Below are 21,702 nucleotides of genomic sequence, written 5' to 3'. Positions count from 1 at the left end.
CAGCTAGCTGACCTTACTCACCATCGGTCAAAAGTCCACCCGGCTCATCCCGCGAACGGACGACCCGGCCTGTCGGCCCCGACCAGCACAAGATCCCGAACATGCACCGCAGTCCACTGGCTACCCCTGATGAGGGGGCGGAACACGCAGCCAGCAGCGTGCGGCGGGTGGGCTCATGCGGCACCAAGACGGCCCAGGCCAGCATGCGTGCCGGCATGGACGGGCGTAGCTCGCTACAGACTCCGGCCCCATCCGGACGACATACCCGTCTTGCAGCGCCCGGGCGGCAACCTGCGACTGAGCTGTTGCGTTTCTCGTCGTGGTGGCGATACCCGAGCAACGGGACCCCGCAAAGGCATCATCGATCAACCCCGATGGCACCTCCGCGGGGCGGAGCATTACCCCACGTACCGGCAGCCGCCTACAGCCCCCTGAGGATCCGATGAGCCTGAAACGCTATCGAATACCGATCGCGATCACCGCCACGGTCGCCGCCGTCACCGCAGGCGGTATCGTCGCGCTTACTATCAGTCCCTCCGCGTCCGAGGCGAGCTGCGCGCCCGGTTTCCGTCCCGTCACCGACCTGGCCGACGAGGTACGGGCCGAGATGAGCCGTGAGGACCCCAGCCGCGAGCGGGACGACGACGAGGACGACGAGCAAAGCGACGAATTCAAGCGGGAGATGCTGCGTGAGTTCCCCGCGCTGGCCTCGATACCAGCCAGCGAGTGGAGCGAGCACTGCATGCGGGTGAAGCGCCCGGAGTCGCTCAACGAGCTGGCGATGATGGCCGGCGCACAGGCCATGCCCCGGATGGCACCCTACGGGGCCTGGGCCCAGGGCGCCTACAGCGCCGCCGTGGCCGAGCGTGCCGTCATGAAACCCGGCTTGGTCAACGGCACCTCCGGCACCGGCGCTCCGTACGGCGTTGGCCCCCTGATCGTCAACGACCCGCGCTACCCGCAGGTCAACGGGCTCGGCCTGGTGCACAACGCCGGACGAGTGGACGACTTCGCCTACGACCCGGCCGGCAAACGCCTCTTCGCCGCCGTCGGCACAGGCGGCATCTGGTCGTCTACCGACTGGGGCAAGACCTGGCACAACGCCAGCGGCAACCTGCCGACCACGGTGACCGGCGCCATCGCCTGGACCTCAGCCAACGGCGGCACCCTGGTGGCCTTGACCGGTGAGCCCACCTTCGGCTCCGCGGCCTACACCGGTATCGGCGCCTACTACTCGATCGACGGCGGCACCACCTGGAGCCGCGCCTCCGGCGTACCGGACGGCGCGCTCGGCTTCCGGGTCGCAGTCGATCCAGCCGACCCCAGCAAGGTGTACGCGGCCACCCAACTCGGACTCTTCGTCTCGACCGACGGCGGCAAGACCTACGCCAACGCCAAGCTCCCCACCGGGCAGTGCGCCGGCGTAACCGACGTGTCCGCCAACGGTGCGCCGACGTGCGCCCTGGCGAACGTGGTCACCGACGTGGTCGTGGTCGCCCCCGGCGGTGTCGGCACCAAGACCACAGCAGGGACAGTGCTCGCCGCGGTCGGCTGGCGCGGCGGGAACCGCAAGAACGCCGACGGGTCCGTGCAGTCGCCCAACAACGGCCTGTACCGGTCAGCCACCGGCGCGCCCGGCTCGTTCGCCAAGTTGTCCCCGAGCGGCTTCGTGCCCCCGGACAACATCGGGCGAATGGCCCTCGGCGCGGCCACCGGCGCCGCCCAGAACCACGACGTGATCTACGCGATGGTGCAGGACGCCAAGCTGCTCAACAACGGCGGCGTGATCGGCGTCGACATCTCGGACACCGGAGCCACCTCGCCGTTGGGCACGACCGTGCTCAACGGCCTGTACGTATCAACAGACTTCGGTTCCACTTGGAAGCTGCTCGCCTCCGGCACCACCCTGGCCGCCGACCCGGCCAGCGGTTCCGCGCTGGTCGGCACGGGCACCGCCACCGGCTACCAGCCCGGAGTGCAGGGCTGGTACAACCTCTACGTCCGACCCGACCCGACCCGGACCAGCCTGACGGGCGTGCCGACCCGGCTGCTGATGGGCCTGGAGGAGATCTGGGCGCCGGAGACCAGTCTCCAACCACTCGACGGCTTGACCCCCGTGCACTTCAAGGTGGTCGGCAAGTACTTCGGCGGCGCAAGCTGCCTGCTGCTCCGACTCGGTCTGCCGGCCTGCCCCGGCGACCGCGAGCCACTGGACCCCGAGAACCAGACAACCCACCCCGACCAGCACGCCGCGATCTGGGTAGCGGACCCGAGCACGCCGGGCGGCGTACAGCTGCTGGTCGGCAACGACGGCGGCGTGTACCGGTACCGGTTCGACCAGGACGCCGACCGCGAGTTGGACAACACCCACTGGGGCCCGGGCGACAACGACGGCTTCGGAACACTCCTGCCGTACTACGCCGCCATGGCCAAAGACGGCACTGTCTGGGCAGGGCTGCAGGACAACGGCAACCTGCGGATCGACCCGATCAACCGCAAGCAGTACGAGACATACGGCGGCGACGGATTCTTCACCGCCGTCGACCCCGACAACTCCAATGTGGCGTACGAGGAGTACACCAACGGCGCGATCAGCGTAACGACTGACGGCGGTACCACCTGGAAGAGCATCAACCCCTCATTGACCGCACCGAAGTTCAGCAATCCGTTCGCCATGGACCCCACCGACGGCCGCCACCTGATCACCGCCGGCCGCGAGGTGGTCGAGACCACCCGCGGCCCGGAAACCGGCAGCGGCCACGCCGGCACCGGCAACCAGTGGGCCCAGGTGTTCGATCTGGGCACGCGCACCCGGCCGGGTGACCCGGCGGCGACGGCCAGCAGCACCGACCCGGCCAACTCCATGAGCGCGATCGCCGTGCATCGGGACGCCGCGTACGTAGGGTTCTGCGGGCAATGCGACACCTTGAACAAGCTCGCCCCGACCAGCGAGGTGTTCAAGAACGGGCTGGCGACGAATGTCGGCGGACCGGAGTCGCCAGCCAAGGGCACGGCAAAGGGCTGGCATGTCGTGGCCGCCGCCGGCCTGCCCAACCGGTACATCACCGCGATCGCGATCGACCCCAGCAACCCGAAGAACGTCTTCGTCACCCTCGGCGGCTACACCCGCCGGTGGGTGCCGCCGGGCGCAGTGGGCGACACCAACGCCACCATCGGCACCGGGCACCTCTACCGATCAACCGACAGCGGACAGACCTTCACCGACATCTCCGGCAACCTGCCCGACTCACCTGCGACCTGGGTCGCGCTGCGCGGCCAGCAACTCCTCGTCGGCACCGACGTCGGCGCGTTCGCATCCGGCCTGCGTGCTGCCAACACCACCGGTCCTGCATTCGCTCCCCTGAACAACCTGCCGACCGTGCCGATCACCAACATCGGACTGAAGCCCGGCGACCCCGACACGGCGGTGATCGCGACCTACGGCCGGGGGGTGTGGACCTACGCCTTCGACAAGAAGGTCAAACTCCCCACCACGCCGAGCCCCACGCCGGAACCCCAGCCAACGATCACCCAGCCGTACGCCAGCTACGACTTCGAATCTGGGACGCAGAACTGGACCGTCTCGACGCCGGCCACCTGGCGGCGCGGCGCGCCTGGCGAGAAGAACGGCACCGACGATGCCAGCGGGAACGCCTACGCGCTCAGTGGGGCCGCCTACCTGGACCTGGCGGACACGTCGCTGATCTCGCCTTCGGTCAGCACCCAAGCCGGCACCACCGTGCTGCAGTTCGCACTCAAGCTGGACACCGAACCGGGCTACGACGGCGTCAGCGTCGACTGGTCGGTCGACGGGAAAGCCTGGACCGCCATCACCACGCTCACCGGCCGCAGCGATAGTTGGCCCGGATGGCAAACCCGGACGACCACCTTCACATCGCCGGGCGGCCCCGTGCAGGTGAGATTCCGCTTCCAGTCCGACGAACTGTGCTCCGGTACTGGTGGCCCGCTCTGCTCCAGCCCCAATGGATGGGACGGCGTACACATCGACAACGTCGTCATCGGCCGCTAAGCAAAGGTCCGGCACCGCACCCAGGGGCCGGTGAGACCAGGCGCGCGGTGGGTGGACAGCGAAGTCCACCCACCGCCGTCCCTTGCAGAACTGTTGGTGAAGGAATCGTCGCGGTCGTTGCTCTATCCCCTGGGCTACTCCGCGATGAGTAGGCGAGCCGTCCGCAAGCCGGCTGCAACGTGGTGTATCCGACCCCGACCTTCACGGTGGCGATCTCCGGCGCCGGCAAGGCCAGCCTCTTCAACCAGCGGTTCGACTGGCCGCCGTGGCCGGTGGCATCGACGACGAGATCCGCGGCGATCGGCTCGCCACCGCCGGTTTCCACACCCGTGACCCGCCCGGGCACCCCCGTCAGGCCGCTCACCGCCACCCTGCCGCGCAGCTCGACGTTGGGCAGCGCGCGCACCCGTTCCCGAATGGCCGACTCCAGGTAGGCCCGGCTGAGGCTGATGCCCAGCATGCCGGTAGCGAATCGGATGCGCGGCGCTCCCATCTGGACGAACAATGCGTCGGCACCCGGGTCGAAGGGGACGGCGCCCCCTTGGACCAGTTCCTCGGTTAGGCCTGGGAACAGCTCCTCGAGTCCCAGTCGTCCGCCGATGAGCAGTGCGTGGGGATGCATGCCGTGCGGGATGCCGCGGCGCTCGCGAGGTGTTTCCGGTAGCTCGTCGCGGTCGAGGACGGTGACCAGGTCGAATCGCCTGGACAGGGCCGCCGCGGCGGCCAGTCCGCCGATCGAGCCGCCGATGACAACTGCGCGTTCGCCGACCACGCCCATGGTCCCTCCTCCTGCCGCACACCTCGCACAGACATAGATCTATGTAGCCTAGTGTGCCGCAGAAACCACATTTCGTGGCCGGAATTTTTGGGGCACCTCCCCGGCGGCCGCTCCGCCTCGGGGTGGCCGGTGTCGCCGCGGTCGCAGCTGGCAACGGGCCTGGCGCCCCGAACCATGACGGGGCTAGAAGCCTCGCCGCCTACCGCTCCTCTGATGGTCACCGTCGATCTGCCCGGTGTGTCGGAGAGTACCCGGGCGGTCACGCCGGGCACAATCAAACCTGGGTGTGAAGTGGTGCTCCCTCCGGAGGTTCCAATTGTTGCGGTTTCGAGGCCAACTGGCTCGGTGGACGCTGCGCGGGGTGCTCCTGGTCGGTGGCGCGTTCGGCGTATGGGGCCTGCACGAAGCGGCGGCGGATGACTCGGCTCAGGCCGTCGCGCCTGCTCGGGCCTGCGTTCTCGGCGACCTGCTCGAGGCTGGCGAAACGGCTCTCGGCAGTTCTCTGGCCGATGCGACTCACGCTCCGGATGGTTCGGCGAAAGTGAACGTGTCCGGCTGTGCGGTGACGGCCGCAAGCAGTGGCAAACTGACGGGCGCGGAGGTGCCGGCACAGGTGCCCACGGGTGAGCGGTCAGCAGTGCGGGCGCTGACAGGCGGCGCGGTTGATGCCGCAGCATCTCGCGGGACGGCGACAGCCGTCGAGGCGATCACCCCGGTGATGCGCCCTGTCGCGGGCCTCGCATCGCCCGTCGTGAAAAGGATCGCCGGGACAGGCCTGCTGGAACCGGTCGGTGATGTCGTCCGGCCGGTGGCCGAGCCGGTCGTCGACGTTCTGCCTCCCGTCCTGGCCCCGGTACTCGACCTGGTCCAACCGGTCATCGGCCCACCCGCCATGCCCGTAACTCCTCGCGGCCACTCGGCCGTCGTCGCGCCGCAGCCGGCCGATGGCTCGCTCATGCCCGCCGCGGCCCCCCACCCCGTACCATCAATGGTCGCGATCCAGCCGCAGGCCTCATCGTGGGCACCGACGTCCGGGCCGGCCAGTAACAACAAGCCGTCGAAGGCTGCCGAGACGACGCAGCCACGGTGGCCGGGGAAACCGGGCGGCGACACCTCTGGCGTCACGCCTGCGGCTCCGGCCGGCGCAGACGGCAGCGGCTCCGCCGCCGGCGGGACAGGCATCCCCGCTGACGCCGCGCTACGCGCATGGGCCCCGAGCCTTCAGTTTCTCGGCTGCCGCGGCAACAGGTGCGGCGAGCTCGTGAACCGCTCGCGCCAACCGGACACGAGACCCGCCTGAGCCAGTCCGGCGAACTCCCACCTAAACGGGCTGCCATGAATGGTGTGGATGCCCAACGGCACCCGGGCGTGCTCGCTGCCGTCCTCTTGAGTTCGATGGTCGCGGCGAGGACGACCAGTCATATCGCCGGCCGGACCGTCATCATCGCTGCCGCCCGAGGCCCGGTATTCGCCTGCACGGCAAACGCCTGACCCGGTTAGCGCCCACCGGCAGCTTCCCGCGCGTCGGCCACGGTTTGCGGAGCAGCTCGATATCGGGTTCCAGGCCTCGTCACCTGTACTGAGCAGGACGAGGAGGTCCTCCGCCAACGCAACAGGAGAATCCGTGAGCAACACCCTGCCCGTCTGCCGCGCCCGGTGGCGCGACATCCCCGACATTGTCGATCTTGTCGTCGACCCCTTCGCCGGCAGCACCGTCGGCGCCTGGCTGGTACCCGACGAACGCCGTCGACGTGACGTGCTCAGCGCCGTCATCCGCGTCTGGACCGAGCACGCTCTCCTGTTCGGCGAGGCATACCTCCTGCAGGATCACTCCGCCGCCGCCGTGTGGCTGCACCGGTACGGTCCCATCCCACCGCCCACCGCGTACGGCGAGCGGCTCGCCGTCGCCTGTGGCGACCATCTGGACCGCTTCCTCCGCCTCGACGAGGTCCTGAGCGCTCACCGGCCCGCTGGCCCCCACAACCACCTGGCGTTCTTCGCGGTCGCACCGAGCCCCCGTCGCCTCAGCCGTGCCACCACTCTCCTCGCCAACAGCAACGCCAGAATGGGCCAGGCTCTCCTGCCCACGTACACGGAGGCGACAACGATCGCCGAGCGTGACCTGTACGCAAGGCACGGCTATGTCCCCCACGAGCCATTCCACCTCCCGGACGGCACCACCGCCTACCCGATGTGGCGCAGCGCAGAGCGCCGGCGTCCCAACCCGAGCCCAGCAATCCGGGCGCGGCCGGACCGGCCTGGCCGCAGCTGTCCGGTCAACGATCTCCCGATCCGCGTCATCCTCGACACGTCCGCGATCGTGGCGTTCACCAGGGGGTCGACCGTTGTGGGCGAGGTGATCGCCGCGGTTGCCGAGGAGGGCTGCCTCTTCGGGCTACCCGTGATGTGCCTGGCCGAGGCGTCCGCGTCAGCCGTTGACAGCAACCGGCTTGACCTGTTGGTCAACCATCCGGCTGCGGCGGTGCTCACCGTTGATCCGCTCAGGTGGCGGGATCTCGCCGCCGCCTACCGCACGGTCGGCCGGCTTGGCACGGCGAGCGCCCTGCTCGCTGCCGACGACGAGTGCATCGTCCTGACCGACCAAGCTGAGAGAGGACGTTGTGGATAGCTTTGCGATCAGTACGTCCCTTGCGGCGGACGGCACGACGGTGCTCCACGTGCGGGGCGACATCGACATCCTCACGTCCCAGGAACTGCTGGCCACGCTGGTGAACGAGGTCAGACGACGACGCCCGCCCCACCTGGTGGTGGACATGCTGCACGTGACGTTTTTGGATTCGGCAGGCGTGGCGGCCCTTCTCACCGCCCGGCGGGCCGCGCAGCGGCTGGGCACCTCGCTGGTCCTGCGGGAACTCAGCGCCTTCGTAACACGGCAACTCCGCGTGGCCGGCGTGTACGACACACTCACCGAAGATCGATAGCGAACTCGAAGGCTCTGGGTGGTCGTCCGCTGACGGACCGATCGCCACGGCGACGGCGGGCCACAAAAGGGGTCCGCGGCCAGAGCCTGTTCGGCTCCGGCCGCGGACCGGGAATCACATCCGGACTACAGCTTCGCGCACTGGCCCGAGGCCGAGCCCTTCACGGTGTTCGGCCGGCTCTCGTTCACCGGGGCCGGGTTGTTGCCCGAGCAGCCCAGCTGCCCGCTGATGGTGTTCGCGGCGACAACGACCGGCTGGCTGCTGGTGTTGTCGTTGATGGTGACCGGACCGCTGATGGTGACCGTGTCGATCCGTACCCCACCGGTGCTGCCGGTGACCGACACCGAGCCGCTCACCTTGCCCTTGCTGATGCTCAACTCGCCGGTCGCGCCGGACACCTTCACCGAGCCGCCCACCGTGGCCCCCGAGAGGTCGAACAGCACCGGGCGGGTGGCGTACACCGGTCCGCTGATGGTGCCGCCGGTGACCACCAGCGAGGCACCCGGGTTGACCGTGACGGAGCCGGAGATCGTGGCGTTCTCCAGGCAGGTCAGGCCCGCGGTGACCACCAGCGCCTTGCTGTACTTGCCGGTGATCGTCTCGGTGCACTGCGGCCCGGCCTGGCCGATCGTCGACCGCGGCTGGGTGTCCGCGGTGACCGGCGAGTTCGCGGCGAAGTAGCTCACCAGCATGGTGAGGTCGTTGTCGCCGGTGGTCGCCGGGTTCTTGCCCTCGCCGAGGGTGCCGAAGTTGTCACCACCGGCGGCGAGGAACGAGTTCACCGTGACCCGGTACGTGCCCGACGGGTCGAGCGGCGTGCCGTTGAGCTTGATCGAGGTGATCCGCGAGCCCTTCGGCGCGTCCGGGTTGTAGGTGTAGTTGAAACCCTTCGACACACCCAGCCACAGCACCGGGCGGGACGCGCCGTCCGGCTGCCACTGCTCCTCCAGCACCTTCTTGATCTGGGTACCGGTGTAGCTCTTGGTGACGACGTCGTTGGAGAACGGCTGGACGGCGAAGGCGTCGGCGTAGGTCACCGTGCCGTCGGTCCTGTACAGCAGGTCGGCCCGCAGGCCGCCCGGGTTCATGAACGCGATCTGCGCCCCGCCCCGGCCGGCGTCCTTGGTGCCGGCGAGCTGCACGTCGGCGATGAGGTTGCCCAGCGTCGACTCCTTGCCCCGGTCCTCGTTGCCGTTGGTGTAGGCCCGCTTGGCGTCGGCGGTGATGGAGCCGAGCTTCTGCTTGCCCAGCTCAGCCGCCTTGACCTTGGCGGCGGCCACGATGTCGGCCACGGCCTGGTCCTGCGGCGCGCCGACCACGTCGACCAGCTGCGCGTCCGAGGTGGTCACCGACTTCGTGTTCGGGTCGAAGGTCAGGTTGACCTTGCCCAGCCGCATGCCGTAGTCCTCGGCCTGCACCACCGGACGCAGCTTGTCCGATCCGGGGACCGGGAGCTTGAAGGCGTACGGCTGGTGGGTGTGGCCGCTGAAGATGGCGTCGATGGTGGCGTTGACCCGGGTGAACTTGCCGAAGACCGGGTCGTTGGCCAGCGCCTCGGCGGAGGTGATGTTCTCCGTCGCGGCACCCTCGTGCGCGAGCAGCACCACCACGTCGGCCTCGCCGTTGTCCGGCTTGCCGTCCTTGAGCTGGCCGGCCACCAGGTTGGCCTCGGCCACCGGGTCGCGGAAGGTCAGGCCGGCGATGCCGTCCGGGCTGACCAGCGACGAGGTCTGCTCGGTCACCACCCCGACGAAGCCGACCCGGACCCCACCGATGGTGCTGACCGAGTACGCCGGCAGCGCCCGGGTGTCACCCCGGTAGACGTTGGCGCCCAGGTACGGGAAGTCCGCGCGGCCGGACACCCGGCCGGTGAGGTCGGCGATGCCCTTGTCGAACTCGTGGTTGCCCACCGCCGAGGCGACCAGGCCGGTCTTGTTCAGCGCGTCGATCGTCGGGGTGTCCCCGTCGATCGCCGAGATGAAGGTGGACGCGCCGATGTTGTCACCCGCGGAGATGAACGCGGTGTTCGGGTTCTGCGCACGCAGCTGACCGACCAGGCCGGCGAGCTGAGCGGCGCCGCCGGCGGGCTGACCACCCACGGTGGCCGGGGACTCCAGCCGGCCGTGGAAGTCGTTGATGCCCAGCAGCTGGAGGTTGACCGGCTTCGCGCTGGTGCTGATGCCCACCACGACCGGGTTGTGGTCGCTGGCCCGGTACGGGGTCGGCTCGTAGAACGCCGCCAGACCGTCGTACTGGAAGGCGAACGACTCGACCGCGTTGATCTGCCAGACGTCGACCCCGGTGATCCGCGACGCCAGCGACGGCGAGGCGAGGGCGTGGTCGAGGGAGCCGGACTCGCCACCGTAGACGTAGGTGGCCTTGCCGGTGTTGTTCAGGTCCTTGAACTGCTTGCCGTAGAGGACCTGCATCGGGTCCTCCTGGGTGTACGCGTTGAAGTCACCCAGCAGCAGCACCTCGTCGGTGCCGGCGTCGGCCTTGACCTGGTCGACGAACGTGGTCAGCGCCTTGGCCTGCCGCACCCGGTCGCCGTTCCAGCTGCCCTGACCGTCACCGGCGTCGGCGTTGTCGCCGGTCCCGGTGCCGCTCTTGGACTTGAGGTGGTTGACGACCACGATAAAGGAGGTCTTCCCCGCGGTGAAGGTCTGCGCGATCGGCTCGCGGGCGTTGAACCAGACGGTCTCGTCGTTGACCGACCGGCCCGGGCCCTTGGGCTGGACCTTGGCCGGCTTGAAGATGATCGCCGTGGTGATGAAGTCCTGCTCGGTGGGGCCGGGCAGCTCGGCCGGGCTGCGGACGTAGTCCCAGGTCCCGGCGCCGTCCTTCGCGTTGAGCGCGTTGACCAGTCGCTTCAGCGCCTGCTGCGAGTCATTGGGGTCGAACCGGACCGAGTTCTCGATCTCCTCGAGACCCACCACGTCGGCGCCCAGGGCGCTGATCGCGGCAACGATCTTCGCCTCCTGCTTGGCCAGGCCGGCCTCGTCCTTCGCACCGCGGGCGTCGCCGCCGAAGTGCACGAAGTAGTTGAGGACGTTGAAGCTGGCCACCCGCACGTCCCCGCCGACGTTCGCCGGCCCGGGCGTACGGGGGTTGGTGGCCTTGAAGCTGGTCCGGTCGACGGCCGGGGTGTCTGCGCTGACCGGGGTGGTCGGCTGCAGGCGCCACTCGTTGAAGCCGTACGACAGCACGGACGGCCCGAAGGCCTCGACCGAGTCGCCGACCCGCACGGGGTTCGCCTTGGAGATGTACGGCGGCAGCAGCCCGGCGGTCGCCAGGTTGGTGGTCTTGCCGTCGTCGAGCAGGATCCGACGAAGCTTGGTGTCGGCGATCACCTGCTTGGCGGCGTCCGTGCCCGGGCGGGCGAGGTCCGTCGAGTTCGGGGCCGGACGGTCACCGGCGGCGAGGACGACCTCGCCGTACCGGTTGGTGTTGTACACCTCGGAGACGGTGTACTGGCCGACCGGCGCCACCAGCATCGACTCGACCGACTCGCGGGCGTCGTCGGACAGCGGCAGGCTGAGCGCGACCGGGGCGGGCAGGGCCGCGCCGTGCGCGCAGATCTCCACGTCGCTCTTGGCGGCGATGTTCAGCTGGGTGAGGCCGCTGTACTCGCTCGGGATGCCGCTGACCCGCACCCGGTCGCCGATCGCGACCGACGGGTGGTTCGCGGTGTTCGTGCCGACGTAGACGAAGATGCCGTCGGAGGCGGTGCCGGCGGCCACCGGGCGGTCGCCACCGCTGCCGGCGGTCTGCACGTAGACGCCGTTGTAGCCACCGGTGCGGTGGTCGGCGGTCACCACGCCCTCGATGGTGACCCGGGTGCCCGCCAGCGGCGTCGCGCTGCCGGTGCCCTGGACCTCGGCGATGGTGTGGTCGACGGTGACGGTGCAGCCGATGCCCGGGTCCGGGTCGGGACCCGGGTCGGGGTTGCCGCCGACGTTACGGACGCCGAAGGTGTTCGGCGCCGGGGGGTTCCAGGTGCCGTTGATCTTCTGGAGCGACTGGCCGACCGGGGTGGTGGTGGTCTCCCTGACCCCGATGTCGGTGCCGGTCATCCCGTTGGCCGGGCCGCCGATCGCGGTGAAGGTCCCGCCGTAGGTGAGGAACTCCGCCACCGAGCTGGTCGGGGAGACCAGCGCGACGCCGTCGGGGTCGCCGTTCTGGATGCCGTTGACCGGGTAGTCGGCGACCACCACACCGGCCGCCGGCACCGTGCCGCTCAGCGTCCGGGTGTTGTACGCGGCACCGTTCGCTCCGTTGTAGAGGACGATCTGCCAGCCGGCCAGGTCGAAGCCGACCGGCGCCTCGATCTCGATCGCCTCGCCGACGTCGGTGCCGGCATTGTCGTAGTGGATCTCGCTGATGAATGGGGTCGCCACCGGCTCGGCGGCGAAGGCGGCGCTGCTGCTCAGGGCGAGCGCACCGCTTGTGACGAGTGCGCCCAACACCCTGCCAGGGTGTCTGCGCATGGGTCGGAGCTTCAAAGCTGTGCCTCCGAGAGGGGGGATGGACTGGTGGAACCTAAACGCAATCGGTGTCTTTGCAGGAGCCGCCAGATGTACGGAGCTGGTTAGCCTGTCGGCCGGATTGCAACGTAGATCAGACAAAGGTGCAGTAAGCCACAGAGGCCCCGATTTGCATTCGCCGGTCGCCACAATCGGCAGCAGCTTACGTCGTCCCTGGCCATCGGCTCTACGGCTGGTCGGCCGCACCGACGTTCGTGGCCGGCGCGGGCTCAGGCGCCGCGACCTGCACGGTGGACAGGCCCGATCGGTGTGCCGCCCGGTGCGGGTCCGCGGTCAGCTCGTCAGATCGCGGCGGTTGAAGGCTCTGACGCCGACGGCCAGGAGGAGCGCGGTGGCCCCGGCGAGAATCGCGAGGTGGGCCCACTGGAAGCCGTGTCGCAGCGGTTCCCCGCCGTCGTAGTAGTGGAACGGGGACAGGTAGCGGAGGCCGTCGACGCCGATGGGGCCGGCCATGGTGTGTACGGCGTAGGTGAGGACGGCGATGCCGGCGGTCGCGCCGAGGGTGGTCGCCCGGCTGCCGGTGATGGCGCCGAGGGCCAGGGCGATCGTTCCGAAGGTGATGGTGAGCAGGGCGAGCGCGGCGCACTGCGCGGCGAACTGGGTGACGCTGATGTCCCGCAGTTCGGCCCCGGAGCGGATGGCGAGCATGGCGAGCCACACCGTGGCGGCGATGAGGAGAGCGCCGGTGGTGAGCGCCGCGAAGCGCGCCAGGATCAGGCGGGTACGGCTGACCGGGTGGGCGAGCAGCAGGTCGAGCTGGCCCGCTTCCTCGTCACCGGCGACGGCCCGGGTGCCGACGGTGATGCCGTAGCCGACGGCGATCAGCGGCACGATGATGCCGAACACGCTGGAGCCGAGGTAGCCGGCGGCGGAGGCCAGGTCGTCCATCCGGAGCGCCTCGCGCAGCCCCGGGGAGAAGCCCTGCACCGTCTGGTCCATCGCGCCTCCGGCGACCTGGGGGTAGAAGCCCGCGTACGCCGCGGCGACGAGGGCGGTGCCGGCGGCGAAGCCGACCAGGGCACGGTGGCCTTCGCGCAGGGTCTTGGTGGTCATCGCGTCAAACACGGGTCCGCTCCTTGTCCACGCCGTCGGCGCGGTAGTAGGTGAGGAACGTCTGTTCCAGGTCGGGGGTGGTGGCGCGCAGCGCTGCCACGTGGTGCCGGGCGAGCAGCCGGATGAGGTCATCGGGGCTGCCGGTGAGTTGGAAGCGGGCCGTCGGGCCGTCGACGGTCAGGCCGGAGACGCCGGGCAGGGCGGCGAGTCCCGCCTGGTCCGCGGCCCCGGTGAAGGTCACCTGGATGTCGTGCACGGTGCTGGCCCGTAGCTGGGCGACGGTGTCGAGGGCGACGAGGCGGCCTTCGCGGATGATGCCGACGCGGTCGGCGACGGCCTCCACCTCGGTCATGATGTGCGACGACATGAAGACGGTCTGGCCGTTGGCGCGGGCTTCGCGGACCAGGTCGAGGAAGGTCTGTTGGACCAACGGGTCGAGGCCGGAGGTCGGCTCGTCGAGGATGAGCAGGTCCGGTCGGTGCATGAACGCCTGCACCAGGCCCACCTTCTGTCGGTTGCCCTTGGACAGCGCCTTGATCCGGGCGGTGAGGTCCAGGTCCAGTCGCTCCGCCAGTTCGGCGATGCGGGCCGGCGGGACGCCACCGCGTAGCCGCCCGAGGAAGGTGAGGCATTCGGCGACCCGCTGTTGTCGGTTGACCACGAAGTCGCCGGCGAGGTAGCCGACCCGCCGGTGTAGGGGCACCGCCTGCTCGCGGGGATCCTGGCCGAACAGCAGCGCCCGGCCGCTGGTGGGTCGGATCAGGTCGAACAGCAGGCGGATGGTGGTCGACTTGCCCGCGCCGTTGGGGCCGAGGTAGCCGAACACCTCGCCCGGCTCGACCGTGAGGTCGAGGCCCACCAGACCTCTGCGGCTGCCGTACGTCTTGGTCAGCTTCTCCAACTGGATTACCGCACTCATGCCGCAGACAGTATCGAACTTTCAGAGATTTCTGAAGACTGCAAGATGATAGAGTGATGCCAACGACAGTCGGAGCGGAAAGGATGCTGATGACGGCGTTGAGTGATCCGGCGGAACAGCTGGCGCTCACCCTCGGGCAGGGTGGGATGCAGCGGATGACCGCACGGGTGCTGGCCGCACTGCTCTTCACCGAGCAGGAGGCGATGACCGCCGGGGACATCGTCGAGGCCCTGGGCATCAGCTCGGGCAGCGTCTCGACCGCGCTGAAGTCCCTGTCGACGGTGGGCCTGATCGAGCGGGTCCCGGCACCGGGGAGCCGCCGCGACCACTTCCGGGTACGGGAGGGCGCCTGGGCCACGCTCATGTCCGGCCAGAACGCCATCGTGACCGTCATGCGGGACGCAGCCGAGCAGGGCATCCGGGCCGCCGGCGCGGACAGCCCGGCGGGCCGGCGGCTGGCCGAAATGCGGGACTTCTACGACTACCTGTGGCGCGAACTGCCCGCGCTCATCGACCGCTGGCAGACCCAGAAGAAAAGCGGCTGAACGCCGGCACCCGTCCGACGGCGAGGAACAACTGGCAGGGCGGTGGATCGCGCCGCTTGCGGTAGGCTACCAACCAATCACTACTACGACTTGTCGTGGCTGTCCGGCGGGTACCCGTCCGCAGGTGGCCTGGCCCGGAGGTGCCGGATGGCGGACGACGCGGAGATCACCGCGTGGGCATTGGCCGCCGGCCAGGGTGACCGGGACGCGGCCGCCCGGTTCGTCCGCGCGACGCAACAGCAGGTCCTCCGGTTCCTCGCCGCGCTGACCTCCCCGTCCGAGGCCGAGGACCTGGCCCAGGAAACCTTCCTGCGCGCGGCGCGGTCGCTGCCGTCGTTCGCCGGGCGGTCCTCGGCAAAGACCTGGCTGCTCGCCATCGCCCGCCGGGTCGTCGTGGACCAGGTACGGGCCGCGTCGTCGCGCCCGCGGACAGTGCCGATGGCCGACGGGTACGACGCCCCCGACGCGCACCGGGGCGACTTCGACCGGCAGGTGGTGCTGGAACAGCTCATCGCCGCGTTGCCGGCCGAGCGGCGCGAGGCGTTCGTCGCCACCCAGATCCTCGGCATGTCCTACGCCGAGGCGGCGGAGGTGTGCGGCTGCCCGGTCGGCACCATCCGCTCCCGGGTGGCCCGGGCGCGGGAGGACCTCGTCGCCGCCACGACCGGCCGGTCCGGTGCGGGCGACCGGCGCGGCGACAACGCGGCCGGGTGACCTCGCATCCAGGGTGACCTCGCGCCCAGGGTGACCTGCGCCGAGGCGGCAGATCGCGCGAGGTACGCGGGAACCGAGGCCCCACTCGGACCGACTACCGGTACATGGGGTGTGAGCAGTGGCGTGAGGTGCTGTCGGCGCAGTTGGACGGGGAGGAGACACCCGCCGAGCGGGTGGCCGCAGAGGCCCACCTGGGCGAGTGCGGCGACTGCCGGGCCTGGTACGACCGGGCCGCCGCGGTGACCCGCCGGGCGCGCCTGTCGGTCACCGTGGCCGGCGATGACCTCACCGACGTCATCCTCGCCGCGCTGCCGGCGCCGGCTCCGCGCCGCCGGTCGCGGATCGCGCTCACCCTGCGGGCGGTGCTGGGGCAGATCGGCGCGGTGCAACTCATCCTCGGCCTGACCCAGATCGGCCGGGGGGCGACCGGCGCACACGCCCACGCGGCAGCCGGCGCGCTGGCGTCGGGGCACCTGTGGCACGAGTCGGCGGCCTGGAACGTCGCCGTCGGCGCCGGTTTCCTGTTCGTCGCGGCGCGGCGCACGCCGCCGACCGGGCTGGTGCCGATGCTGTCGGCGTTCGTCGGCATGCTGGTGCTGCTGTCGGTCGACGATCTGGCCACCGGGCGGGTGGAGACCATCAGGCTGGTCAGCCACGGGTTCCTGCTCGCCGGATACGTGCTCGTCGTCGCGCTGTCCCGCCCCCGGCTGCGGCCCGGCGGCCCGGCGCACCGCGAACGCCCGGAGGGGCCGCGCTGGCACCTGCCCGCCGAGGAAGAGCCGGAGCCCACGGGGCTGCGGCTGCTGCCGCCGTATCCCGGCTCCGCCAGCGCCGCCGATCGATGGGCGGCCTGACCGGCGCCCAAGGCGGCACCGCCGGGGCAGCGCGCTGTCGGATCGGGTCCGGGGCGGTAGCGGTAGCCCATCCCCGGCTCGGTGGCGCGGCCCGGGAACCGACCGGCGCGCCGCCAGCGGACGGTCGCCACCACGGCGGCGACCGCGAGCGGGACCAGCGCGGCCCTTCCCAGTACGTCGGAGCCGGGGCGGGGAGCCGGACCGTGGCTCGGTCAGCCGTCCAGGCGGCGGACCATGTTCATGATCGTCTCGACCTGGGCGCCGCCCTTGATCGGGTAGTTGGTGGCGCCGAGGTAGCCCCACCAGTCCCAGCAGCCGTTCGGGTTCGCCCCGGTGGTGATCGCCTGCGGGTAGAGCACGATCAGCCGGTTGGTGTCGGCGTACTGGTTGAGGTTGGCCCGGTCCACGAAGGCGGTGCCGACCTTGGCGTACCCCTGGACGCAGCCGTGCAGGGCGACCAGCAGCCGGCAGGTCTGGCCGGCGGCGCAGGCGCTCGGGGCGTACGCGAAGCCGCTGGAGTCCATGCTCAGCCCGTTGGCCCAGCCGTTGACCGCGAAGGTGTCCTGGCTGAACCGGATGAGCGTGCCACCGAGCGGGCCGGTGTTCGGCGCGGAGACCCCGCCGAGCAGCTTGCCGAGGAAAGTAACCTGCGGGTCGGTGCCGCAGTCGTTGAGGAACGGCGAGGCGGTCGCCGTGCAGCCGACCGTGCCGTACGGGGTGACCCAGGCGTGGCCGGCGGCGCTGCCCGAGTCGTACCGGACGCTGGCGCCGAAGTCCTGGTAGTAGCGGGCCAGGTCGTCGGTGACCGACTTCTTCACGGTGTTGTCGTTGCCGCCGTGGTAGACGTACACCGGCTGGCCGGAGAGGTTGCCGGTGCCGTCGATCCAGCCGTACGCCGCCCAGGTGCGGGTGTAACCCTCCAGGGTGGACACATACGTCGGGTAGATGTTGTCGCCGCAGCCGTAGAGCGCCTGGGAGACGTTGTTCTGGGCGCAGTAGTAGGGGCCGGCGGCGAAGACGGCCGCGCCCCGGATCCGCGTCGAGTACGCGACCTGGAGCTGGGTGGCCATATAGCCACCGGAGGAGACCCCGGCGACGTACACGGCGGAGACCGGATAGCTGCGGAGCGAGCCGGAGACCGGCGTCTTGGTATACGGCGTGCCCGCCGCCCGGGCGGCGGTGCCACCGGGCAGGACCAGCAGGAGTGCCGTGGCGAGGGTGGCGCCGGCTTTCCACGGTGTCTTCATGGCGTTCTCCAATCGGAGCGCCGGCGGGGTCGGCCGGCGTGCGGAGAGCTAACGTGACATCGGCCACAGTAGATATCCAGGTGGCCGACACCTTCGGGCCGACGGCGGTGTGGGCGGCCCACCGCGTATTCCGGTTGGCGGCCGGCGCGGGCCCGCCTACCCTCGCCGAACATGACCGGACTGGATCTGCCACGTAGCTTCGTCATCCGGGAGGGCGACCTTCGGATCCTCAACCCGTTCGACGCCGGCAAGCTGGCCACCCTGGGCCGGGTGATCAAGCTCAAGCCCGGCACGTCGGTCCTCGACCTGTGCAGCGGCAAGGGCGAGTTGCTCTGCACCTGGGCCCGTGACCACGGGGTGACCGGCACCGGGGTGGACATCAGCACCGCCTTCGTCGCGGCGGCCCGGGACCGCGCCGCCGAGCTGGGCGTCGCCGACCGGGTCCGGTTCGCACACGGCGATGCCGCGGCCTTCGTACCGGAGGAGCCCGTCGACCTGGCCGCCTGCGTCGGCGCCACCTGGATCGGCGGGGGCGTCCCCGGCACCCTGGAGATCCTGGAGCGCGGCCTGCGACCGGGCGGGATGGTGCTGGTCGGGGAGCCGTACTGGCGGCTCGACCCGCCCGACGAGGAGACGGTGGCCGGGTGCCAGGCCCGGTCCCGGGACGAGTTCCGGGACCTGCCGGGGCTGGTCCGGCTCTTCGGGGAGTGCGGCTGGGACCTGGTGGAGATGGTCCTCGCCGACCAGGACAGCTGGGACCGGTACGCGGCGGCGCACTGGCTGAACCTGCGCCGCTGGCTGGACGCCAACCCGGACCACGAGCTGGCCGGGGAACTGCGGCGGGAGCTGACCGAGGATCCGCTACGGTACGTCCGCTACCAGCGGGAGTATCTCGGCTGGGGGGTCTTCGCCCTGCTGCCGCGGTGACCGCCACCGGCGAGCGCGCGGCGCGAGCCGCCCCCGGGTTGCGGCATCTCGCGCTGTTCCACTCGCGCATGGGCCCGATCCGCCGCGACCCGAGTGAATGATGTGGGCCGCGCCCGGACGACGACGATCTTGAGGAGGCCGACCCGTGCCGGACGCCGAGCAGCTGCTCGCCGCCGCCCTCACGGCGGCACGCGGCACCGACGTACGCCGGGCCGAGCGCGCGCTGGACCGGCTGGTGGTCGCCGACGGCCCGGCGGTGGACGCGGCGCTGCTCGCCCACCTGGTCCGCGGCCTGCGGCGGCTCTGGCCGCACGGCTGGCAGCCGGTCGACCTGGACCGGATCGCGGCCCGGCGGCTGGCGCCCCGGGGCGCGCGACTGCTCCGGGACGGGCTGGCCGCCCAACGACGGGAGCAGCCCGGCCCGGTCCCGCCGTGGTTCGACGACCAGCTCGCCGAGCTCGGTGCGCGCTGGGACGGCGACGCTGGGTGGCTGAACCGGCGGGCCGAGGGCGATCGGATCACCGCCCTGCGGGACGCCGTCGACGCGCTGGTGCTGGTCGAAGGGCTGCCGCCGATCGCGGTGCTCCGCCCGCCACCGGGCGGGCCGGCCGGCGCCCCGCGCGCCACCGCGCCGGTCGCCGGCTCGCGGATGCTGGACCGGGTACGCGCGCTGCTGGCCAAGGCCGAGTCGACCACCTTTCCCGCCGAGGCGGAGGCGCTCACCGGGAAGGCGCAGGAGCTGATGGCCCGGCACAGCGTCGACGCCGCCCTGCTCGACGCCACCGCCGAACGGCCGGACCAGCCCAGCGGCGTCCGGCTCGGCACCGACGCCCCGTACGCGGCGGCGAAGGCGCTGCTGATCCAGGAGGTGGCGGCGGCGAACCGGTGCGAGTCGGTGTGGTCGGACGACCTCGGCTTCGCCACCGTGCTCGGCTTCCCCGCCGACCTGGCGGCCGTCGAACTGCTGCACACCTCGCTGCTGGTGCAGGCCACCGCGGCGATGCTGCACGGCCGGGGCGAACGCAGCACAGGCAGCGGGCGAGGCGAACGCAGCACAGGCAGCGGCCGGGGCGAACGCAGTGCGGCCCACCGTCGGCGCACCAAGGGCTACGACGAGTCGTTCCTGAACGCGTTCGCGCTGCGGATCGGCGAGCGGTTGCGCGCGACCACCGCTGCGGCGGACCGGGAGGCGGCCGCGGAACGCGGCGGAGAACGGCTGCTCCCGGTGCTCGCCGCCCGCTCGGACGCCGTCCGGGAACGCGTCGACCAACTCTTTCCCGGCGTCACCCGGCACCGGCTCCAGGTGCGCGACGCCGAGGGCTGGAACTCGGGCACCTCGGCCGCCGACCGGGCTTCGCTCGACGTCGGCGCCCCGCCACGCCGGCCGGTACGCCGGGGCCGCTGACTTTTCTCGGGAATGATGTCGGATCGGACGTCCCGGCTCCGACCCGTCTGCGAGAGGCGCCGCCGCCGGTGGCCCGTACCCGAGGAGTGGACCCGTGAAATACATGCTGCTGATCTGGAACCGGCCCGGCTTCGTCGAGGAGCTGTCCGAGGCGGACCGGAACGCGATCTTCGGTGCGGTGGACGAGATCATGAAGGCTCTGACCGACTCCGGGGAACTGGTTGGCGGCGAGGCGCTGGCCCACCCGTCGCAGACCCGTACGGTCCGGTCCGGCGCCGCCGGCGCCGAGATCACCGACGGGCCGTTCATGGAGAGCAAGGAGCAGTTCGCCGGCTACCTGATGGTCGACTGCGAGACCCCGGAGCGGGCCGCCGAGATCGCCGCGAGCTGGCCGGACGTGCGGCACGGCGTCGGGGTGCTGGAGGTGCGTCCGGTGATGGACCAGGCCGGGACGGAGATGTGACGTCCGCGAGCGTCGAGGACCTGCTGCGTGCCCTCGCGCCGCAGGTCCTCGGCGTGCTGGCCCGCCGGCATGGCCAGTTCTACGCCTGCGAGGACGCCGTGCAGGAGGCGCTGCTCGCCGCCGCCACCCAGTGGCCGACGCAGGGCGTTCCGGACCATCCCCGCTCGTGGCTGGTCACCGTGGCGACCCGCCGACTCACCGACGAGTGGCGCAGCGAGCGGGCCCGCCGGGACCGTGAGGTCGCGGTGGCGGTCCGGGAGCCGGCGTACGCGGCGGTCGCGCCACCCGCCGACGAGGAGCCGCCGAGCGGGGACGACACGCTGAAGCTGCTGTTCCTCTGCTGCCATCCGGCGCTCACCGGCTCCGCCCAGGTGGCGCTCACGCTACGGGCGGTCGGCGGGCTGAGCACGGCGGAGATCGCCCGGGCGTACCTGGTGCCGGAGGCGACGATGAGCCAGCGGATCCGCCGGGCCAAGCAGCGGATCGAGGCGGCGGGGGCCCGTTTCGTGCTGCCCTCGGCCGCCGACCGCGACGCGCGGCTACGCGCCGTGCTGCATGTGCTCTACCTGATCTTCAACGAGGGCTACACCGCCTCCAGCGGCGGCGAACTGCACCGGGCGGAGCTGACCGGCGAGGCGATCCGGCTGGCCCGGGAGCTGCACCGGCTGCTCCCCGACGACGGCGAGGTCACCGGGCTGCTGGCGTTGATGCTGCTCACCGACGCGCACCGGGTCGCCCGGACCGGCCCGGGCGGGGAGTTGGTCCCGCTGGCCGAGCAGGACCGCACCCGCTGGGACCGGCAGGAGATCGCCGAGGGGATCGCGCTGGTGACCGAGGCGCTGACCTGGTCACCGCCCGGCCCGTACCAGGTGCAGGCGGCGATCGCGGCGGTGCACGCCGAGGCGCCGACAGCGGCGGAGACGGACTGGCCGCAGATCGTCGCGCTCTACCGGGTGCTCGCCCGGATCGCGCCGAACCCGATGGTCACCCTCAACCAGGCCGCCGCGGTGGCCATGGTGGACGGCCCCCGGGCCGGGCTCGCCCTGCTCCCGCCGCTCGCCGCCGACGAGCGTACGGCCGGGCACCACCGGCTCGCCGCCGTCCGCGCCCACCTGCTGGAACTGGCCGGCGAGCGGGACGAGGCGCGGGAGGCGTACCTGGCCGCGGCGCGGGCGACCACCAGCCGGCCCGAGCAGCGCTATCTGGAGGTACGCGCCGCGCGCCTGGCCGCCGACTGATTCACACATGGCACGCCGGGCCGGCGAGGTGCCGGCCCGGTGT

At 71.1% G+C, this 21,702-nt stretch carries 16 protein-coding genes; 11 read left to right on the top strand and 5 right to left on the bottom strand.

Features of this window, described 5'->3' with window-relative positions:
* Window positions 1-442 precede the first annotated feature (442 nt).
* The gene (locus tag ACNAW0_RS15085; protein WP_416288475.1) at window positions 443-4,030 is read left to right on the top strand and encodes a hypothetical protein; all 3,588 of its coding nucleotides are present in this window, start codon (window positions 443-445) and stop codon (window positions 4,028-4,030) included.
* On the opposite strand, the gene ACNAW0_RS15080 is transcribed toward ACNAW0_RS15085, so the two are convergent.
* Window positions 4,017-4,808, bottom strand: a complete 792-nt coding sequence (locus ACNAW0_RS15080; RefSeq protein WP_416288474.1) for an NAD(P)/FAD-dependent oxidoreductase — start codon at window positions 4,806-4,808, stop codon at window positions 4,017-4,019. The genes ACNAW0_RS15085 and ACNAW0_RS15080 overlap by 14 nt on opposite strands.
* A 361-nt stretch (window positions 4,809-5,169) precedes the next feature.
* Here ACNAW0_RS15080 and ACNAW0_RS15075 point away from each other — a divergent pair, with 361 nt between their 5' ends.
* From ACNAW0_RS15075 to ACNAW0_RS15065, 3 genes are all read left to right on the top strand, one after another.
* A complete protein-coding gene (locus ACNAW0_RS15075; RefSeq protein WP_416288473.1) occupies window positions 5,170-6,108 on the top strand; it encodes a hypothetical protein in 939 nt (312 codons plus the stop codon).
* A gap of 324 nt (window positions 6,109-6,432) precedes the next feature.
* A complete protein-coding gene (locus tag ACNAW0_RS15070; protein WP_416288472.1) occupies window positions 6,433-7,437 on the top strand; it encodes a hypothetical protein in 1,005 nt (334 codons plus the stop codon).
* Window positions 7,430-7,750, top strand: a complete 321-nt coding sequence (locus ACNAW0_RS15065; protein ID WP_416288471.1) for an STAS domain-containing protein — start codon at window positions 7,430-7,432, stop codon at window positions 7,748-7,750. The genes ACNAW0_RS15070 and ACNAW0_RS15065 overlap by 8 nt, the downstream gene beginning before the upstream one ends.
* Before the next feature lie 125 nt (window positions 7,751-7,875).
* Here the strand turns inward: ACNAW0_RS15065 and ACNAW0_RS15060 are convergent, their stop codons facing one another.
* The 3 genes from ACNAW0_RS15060 to ACNAW0_RS15050 form a co-directional block, all read right to left on the bottom strand.
* Window positions 7,876-12,216: an ExeM/NucH family extracellular endonuclease gene (locus tag ACNAW0_RS15060; RefSeq protein WP_416288470.1), complete on the bottom strand. Its 4,341-nt coding sequence runs from the start codon at window positions 12,214-12,216 to the stop codon at window positions 7,876-7,878.
* A gap of 351 nt (window positions 12,217-12,567) precedes the next feature.
* The gene (locus ACNAW0_RS15055; protein ID WP_416288469.1) at window positions 12,568-13,359 is read right to left on the bottom strand and encodes an ABC transporter permease; all 792 of its coding nucleotides are present in this window, start codon (window positions 13,357-13,359) and stop codon (window positions 12,568-12,570) included.
* Complete coding sequence (locus ACNAW0_RS15050) at window positions 13,352-14,266, bottom strand: ABC transporter ATP-binding protein (RefSeq protein ID WP_416288468.1); 915 nt, start codon at window positions 14,264-14,266, stop codon at window positions 13,352-13,354. Before ACNAW0_RS15050 ends, ACNAW0_RS15055 begins: the two co-directional genes overlap by 8 nt.
* Before the next feature lie 89 nt (window positions 14,267-14,355).
* On the opposite strand from ACNAW0_RS15050, the gene ACNAW0_RS15045 reads away from it, so the two are divergent.
* The 3 genes from ACNAW0_RS15045 to ACNAW0_RS15035 all read left to right on the top strand — a co-directional run bounded on the left by ACNAW0_RS15045 (window position 14,356) and on the right by ACNAW0_RS15035 (window position 16,379).
* A complete protein-coding gene (locus ACNAW0_RS15045) occupies window positions 14,356-14,811 on the top strand; it encodes a GbsR/MarR family transcriptional regulator (RefSeq protein WP_416288467.1) in 456 nt (151 codons plus the stop codon).
* Between the two features lie 147 nt (window positions 14,812-14,958).
* The gene (locus tag ACNAW0_RS15040; protein ID WP_416288466.1) at window positions 14,959-15,525 is read left to right on the top strand and encodes a sigma-70 family RNA polymerase sigma factor; all 567 of its coding nucleotides are present in this window, start codon (window positions 14,959-14,961) and stop codon (window positions 15,523-15,525) included.
* A 104-nt stretch (window positions 15,526-15,629) separates the two neighbouring features.
* Window positions 15,630-16,379: a zf-HC2 domain-containing protein gene (locus tag ACNAW0_RS15035; RefSeq protein WP_416288465.1), complete on the top strand. Its 750-nt coding sequence runs from the start codon at window positions 15,630-15,632 to the stop codon at window positions 16,377-16,379.
* Window positions 16,380-16,591: 212 nt separating this feature from the next.
* On the opposite strand, the gene ACNAW0_RS15030 is transcribed toward ACNAW0_RS15035, so the two are convergent.
* The gene (locus tag ACNAW0_RS15030) at window positions 16,592-17,626 is read right to left on the bottom strand and encodes a poly(3-hydroxybutyrate) depolymerase (protein WP_416288464.1); all 1,035 of its coding nucleotides are present in this window, start codon (window positions 17,624-17,626) and stop codon (window positions 16,592-16,594) included.
* 171 nt (window positions 17,627-17,797) lie between these two features.
* Between ACNAW0_RS15030 and ACNAW0_RS15025 the strand changes: the two genes are divergently transcribed.
* The 4 genes from ACNAW0_RS15025 to ACNAW0_RS15010 all read left to right on the top strand — a co-directional run bounded on the left by ACNAW0_RS15025 (window position 17,798) and on the right by ACNAW0_RS15010 (window position 21,659).
* Entirely contained in the window at window positions 17,798-18,553 is a 756-nt protein-coding gene (locus tag ACNAW0_RS15025) for an SAM-dependent methyltransferase (RefSeq protein ID WP_416288463.1), read from the top strand.
* A 145-nt stretch (window positions 18,554-18,698) separates the two neighbouring features.
* The gene (locus ACNAW0_RS15020; protein WP_416288462.1) at window positions 18,699-19,958 is read left to right on the top strand and encodes a DUF2786 domain-containing protein; all 1,260 of its coding nucleotides are present in this window, start codon (window positions 18,699-18,701) and stop codon (window positions 19,956-19,958) included.
* Between the two features lie 103 nt (window positions 19,959-20,061).
* Complete coding sequence (locus ACNAW0_RS15015) at window positions 20,062-20,421, top strand: YciI family protein (RefSeq protein ID WP_416288479.1); 360 nt, start codon at window positions 20,062-20,064, stop codon at window positions 20,419-20,421.
* Entirely contained in the window at window positions 20,418-21,659 is a 1,242-nt protein-coding gene (locus tag ACNAW0_RS15010; RefSeq protein ID WP_416288461.1) for an RNA polymerase sigma factor, read from the top strand. The genes ACNAW0_RS15015 and ACNAW0_RS15010 overlap by 4 nt, the downstream gene beginning before the upstream one ends.
* The last annotated feature ends 43 nt before the right edge of the window (window positions 21,660-21,702 follow it).

It is taken from the genome of Micromonospora sp. SL1-18 (assembly GCF_047921505.1).
Taxonomy (GTDB): Bacteria; Actinomycetota; Actinomycetes; order Mycobacteriales; family Micromonosporaceae; genus Micromonospora.
Note: the sequence above shows the minus strand (reverse complement) of the source record. Positions and strands in the feature narration are given on the sequence as shown.

Bases quoted from the DNA above. Each gene is read 5' to 3' on its own strand.
- ACNAW0_RS15085 (WP_416288475.1), top strand. From the start codon at position 443: ATGAGCCTGAAACGCTATCGAATACCGATCGCGATCACCGCCACGGTC.
- ACNAW0_RS15080 (WP_416288474.1), bottom strand. From the start codon at position 4,808: ATGGGCGTGGTCGGCGAACGCGCAGTTGTCATCGGCGGCTCGATCGGC.
- ACNAW0_RS15050 (WP_416288468.1), bottom strand. From the start codon at position 14,266: ATGAGTGCGGTAATCCAGTTGGAGAAGCTGACCAAGACGTACGGCAGC.
- ACNAW0_RS15045 (WP_416288467.1), top strand. From the start codon at position 14,356: ATGACGGCGTTGAGTGATCCGGCGGAACAGCTGGCGCTCACCCTCGGG.
- ACNAW0_RS15040 (WP_416288466.1), top strand. From the start codon at position 14,959: ATGGCGGACGACGCGGAGATCACCGCGTGGGCATTGGCCGCCGGCCAG.
- ACNAW0_RS15035 (WP_416288465.1), top strand. From the start codon at position 15,630: ATGGGGTGTGAGCAGTGGCGTGAGGTGCTGTCGGCGCAGTTGGACGGG.
- ACNAW0_RS15030 (WP_416288464.1), bottom strand. From the start codon at position 17,626: ATGAAGACACCGTGGAAAGCCGGCGCCACCCTCGCCACGGCACTCCTG.
- ACNAW0_RS15025 (WP_416288463.1), top strand. From the start codon at position 17,798: ATGACCGGACTGGATCTGCCACGTAGCTTCGTCATCCGGGAGGGCGAC.
- ACNAW0_RS15015 (WP_416288479.1), top strand. From the start codon at position 20,062: ATGCTGCTGATCTGGAACCGGCCCGGCTTCGTCGAGGAGCTGTCCGAG.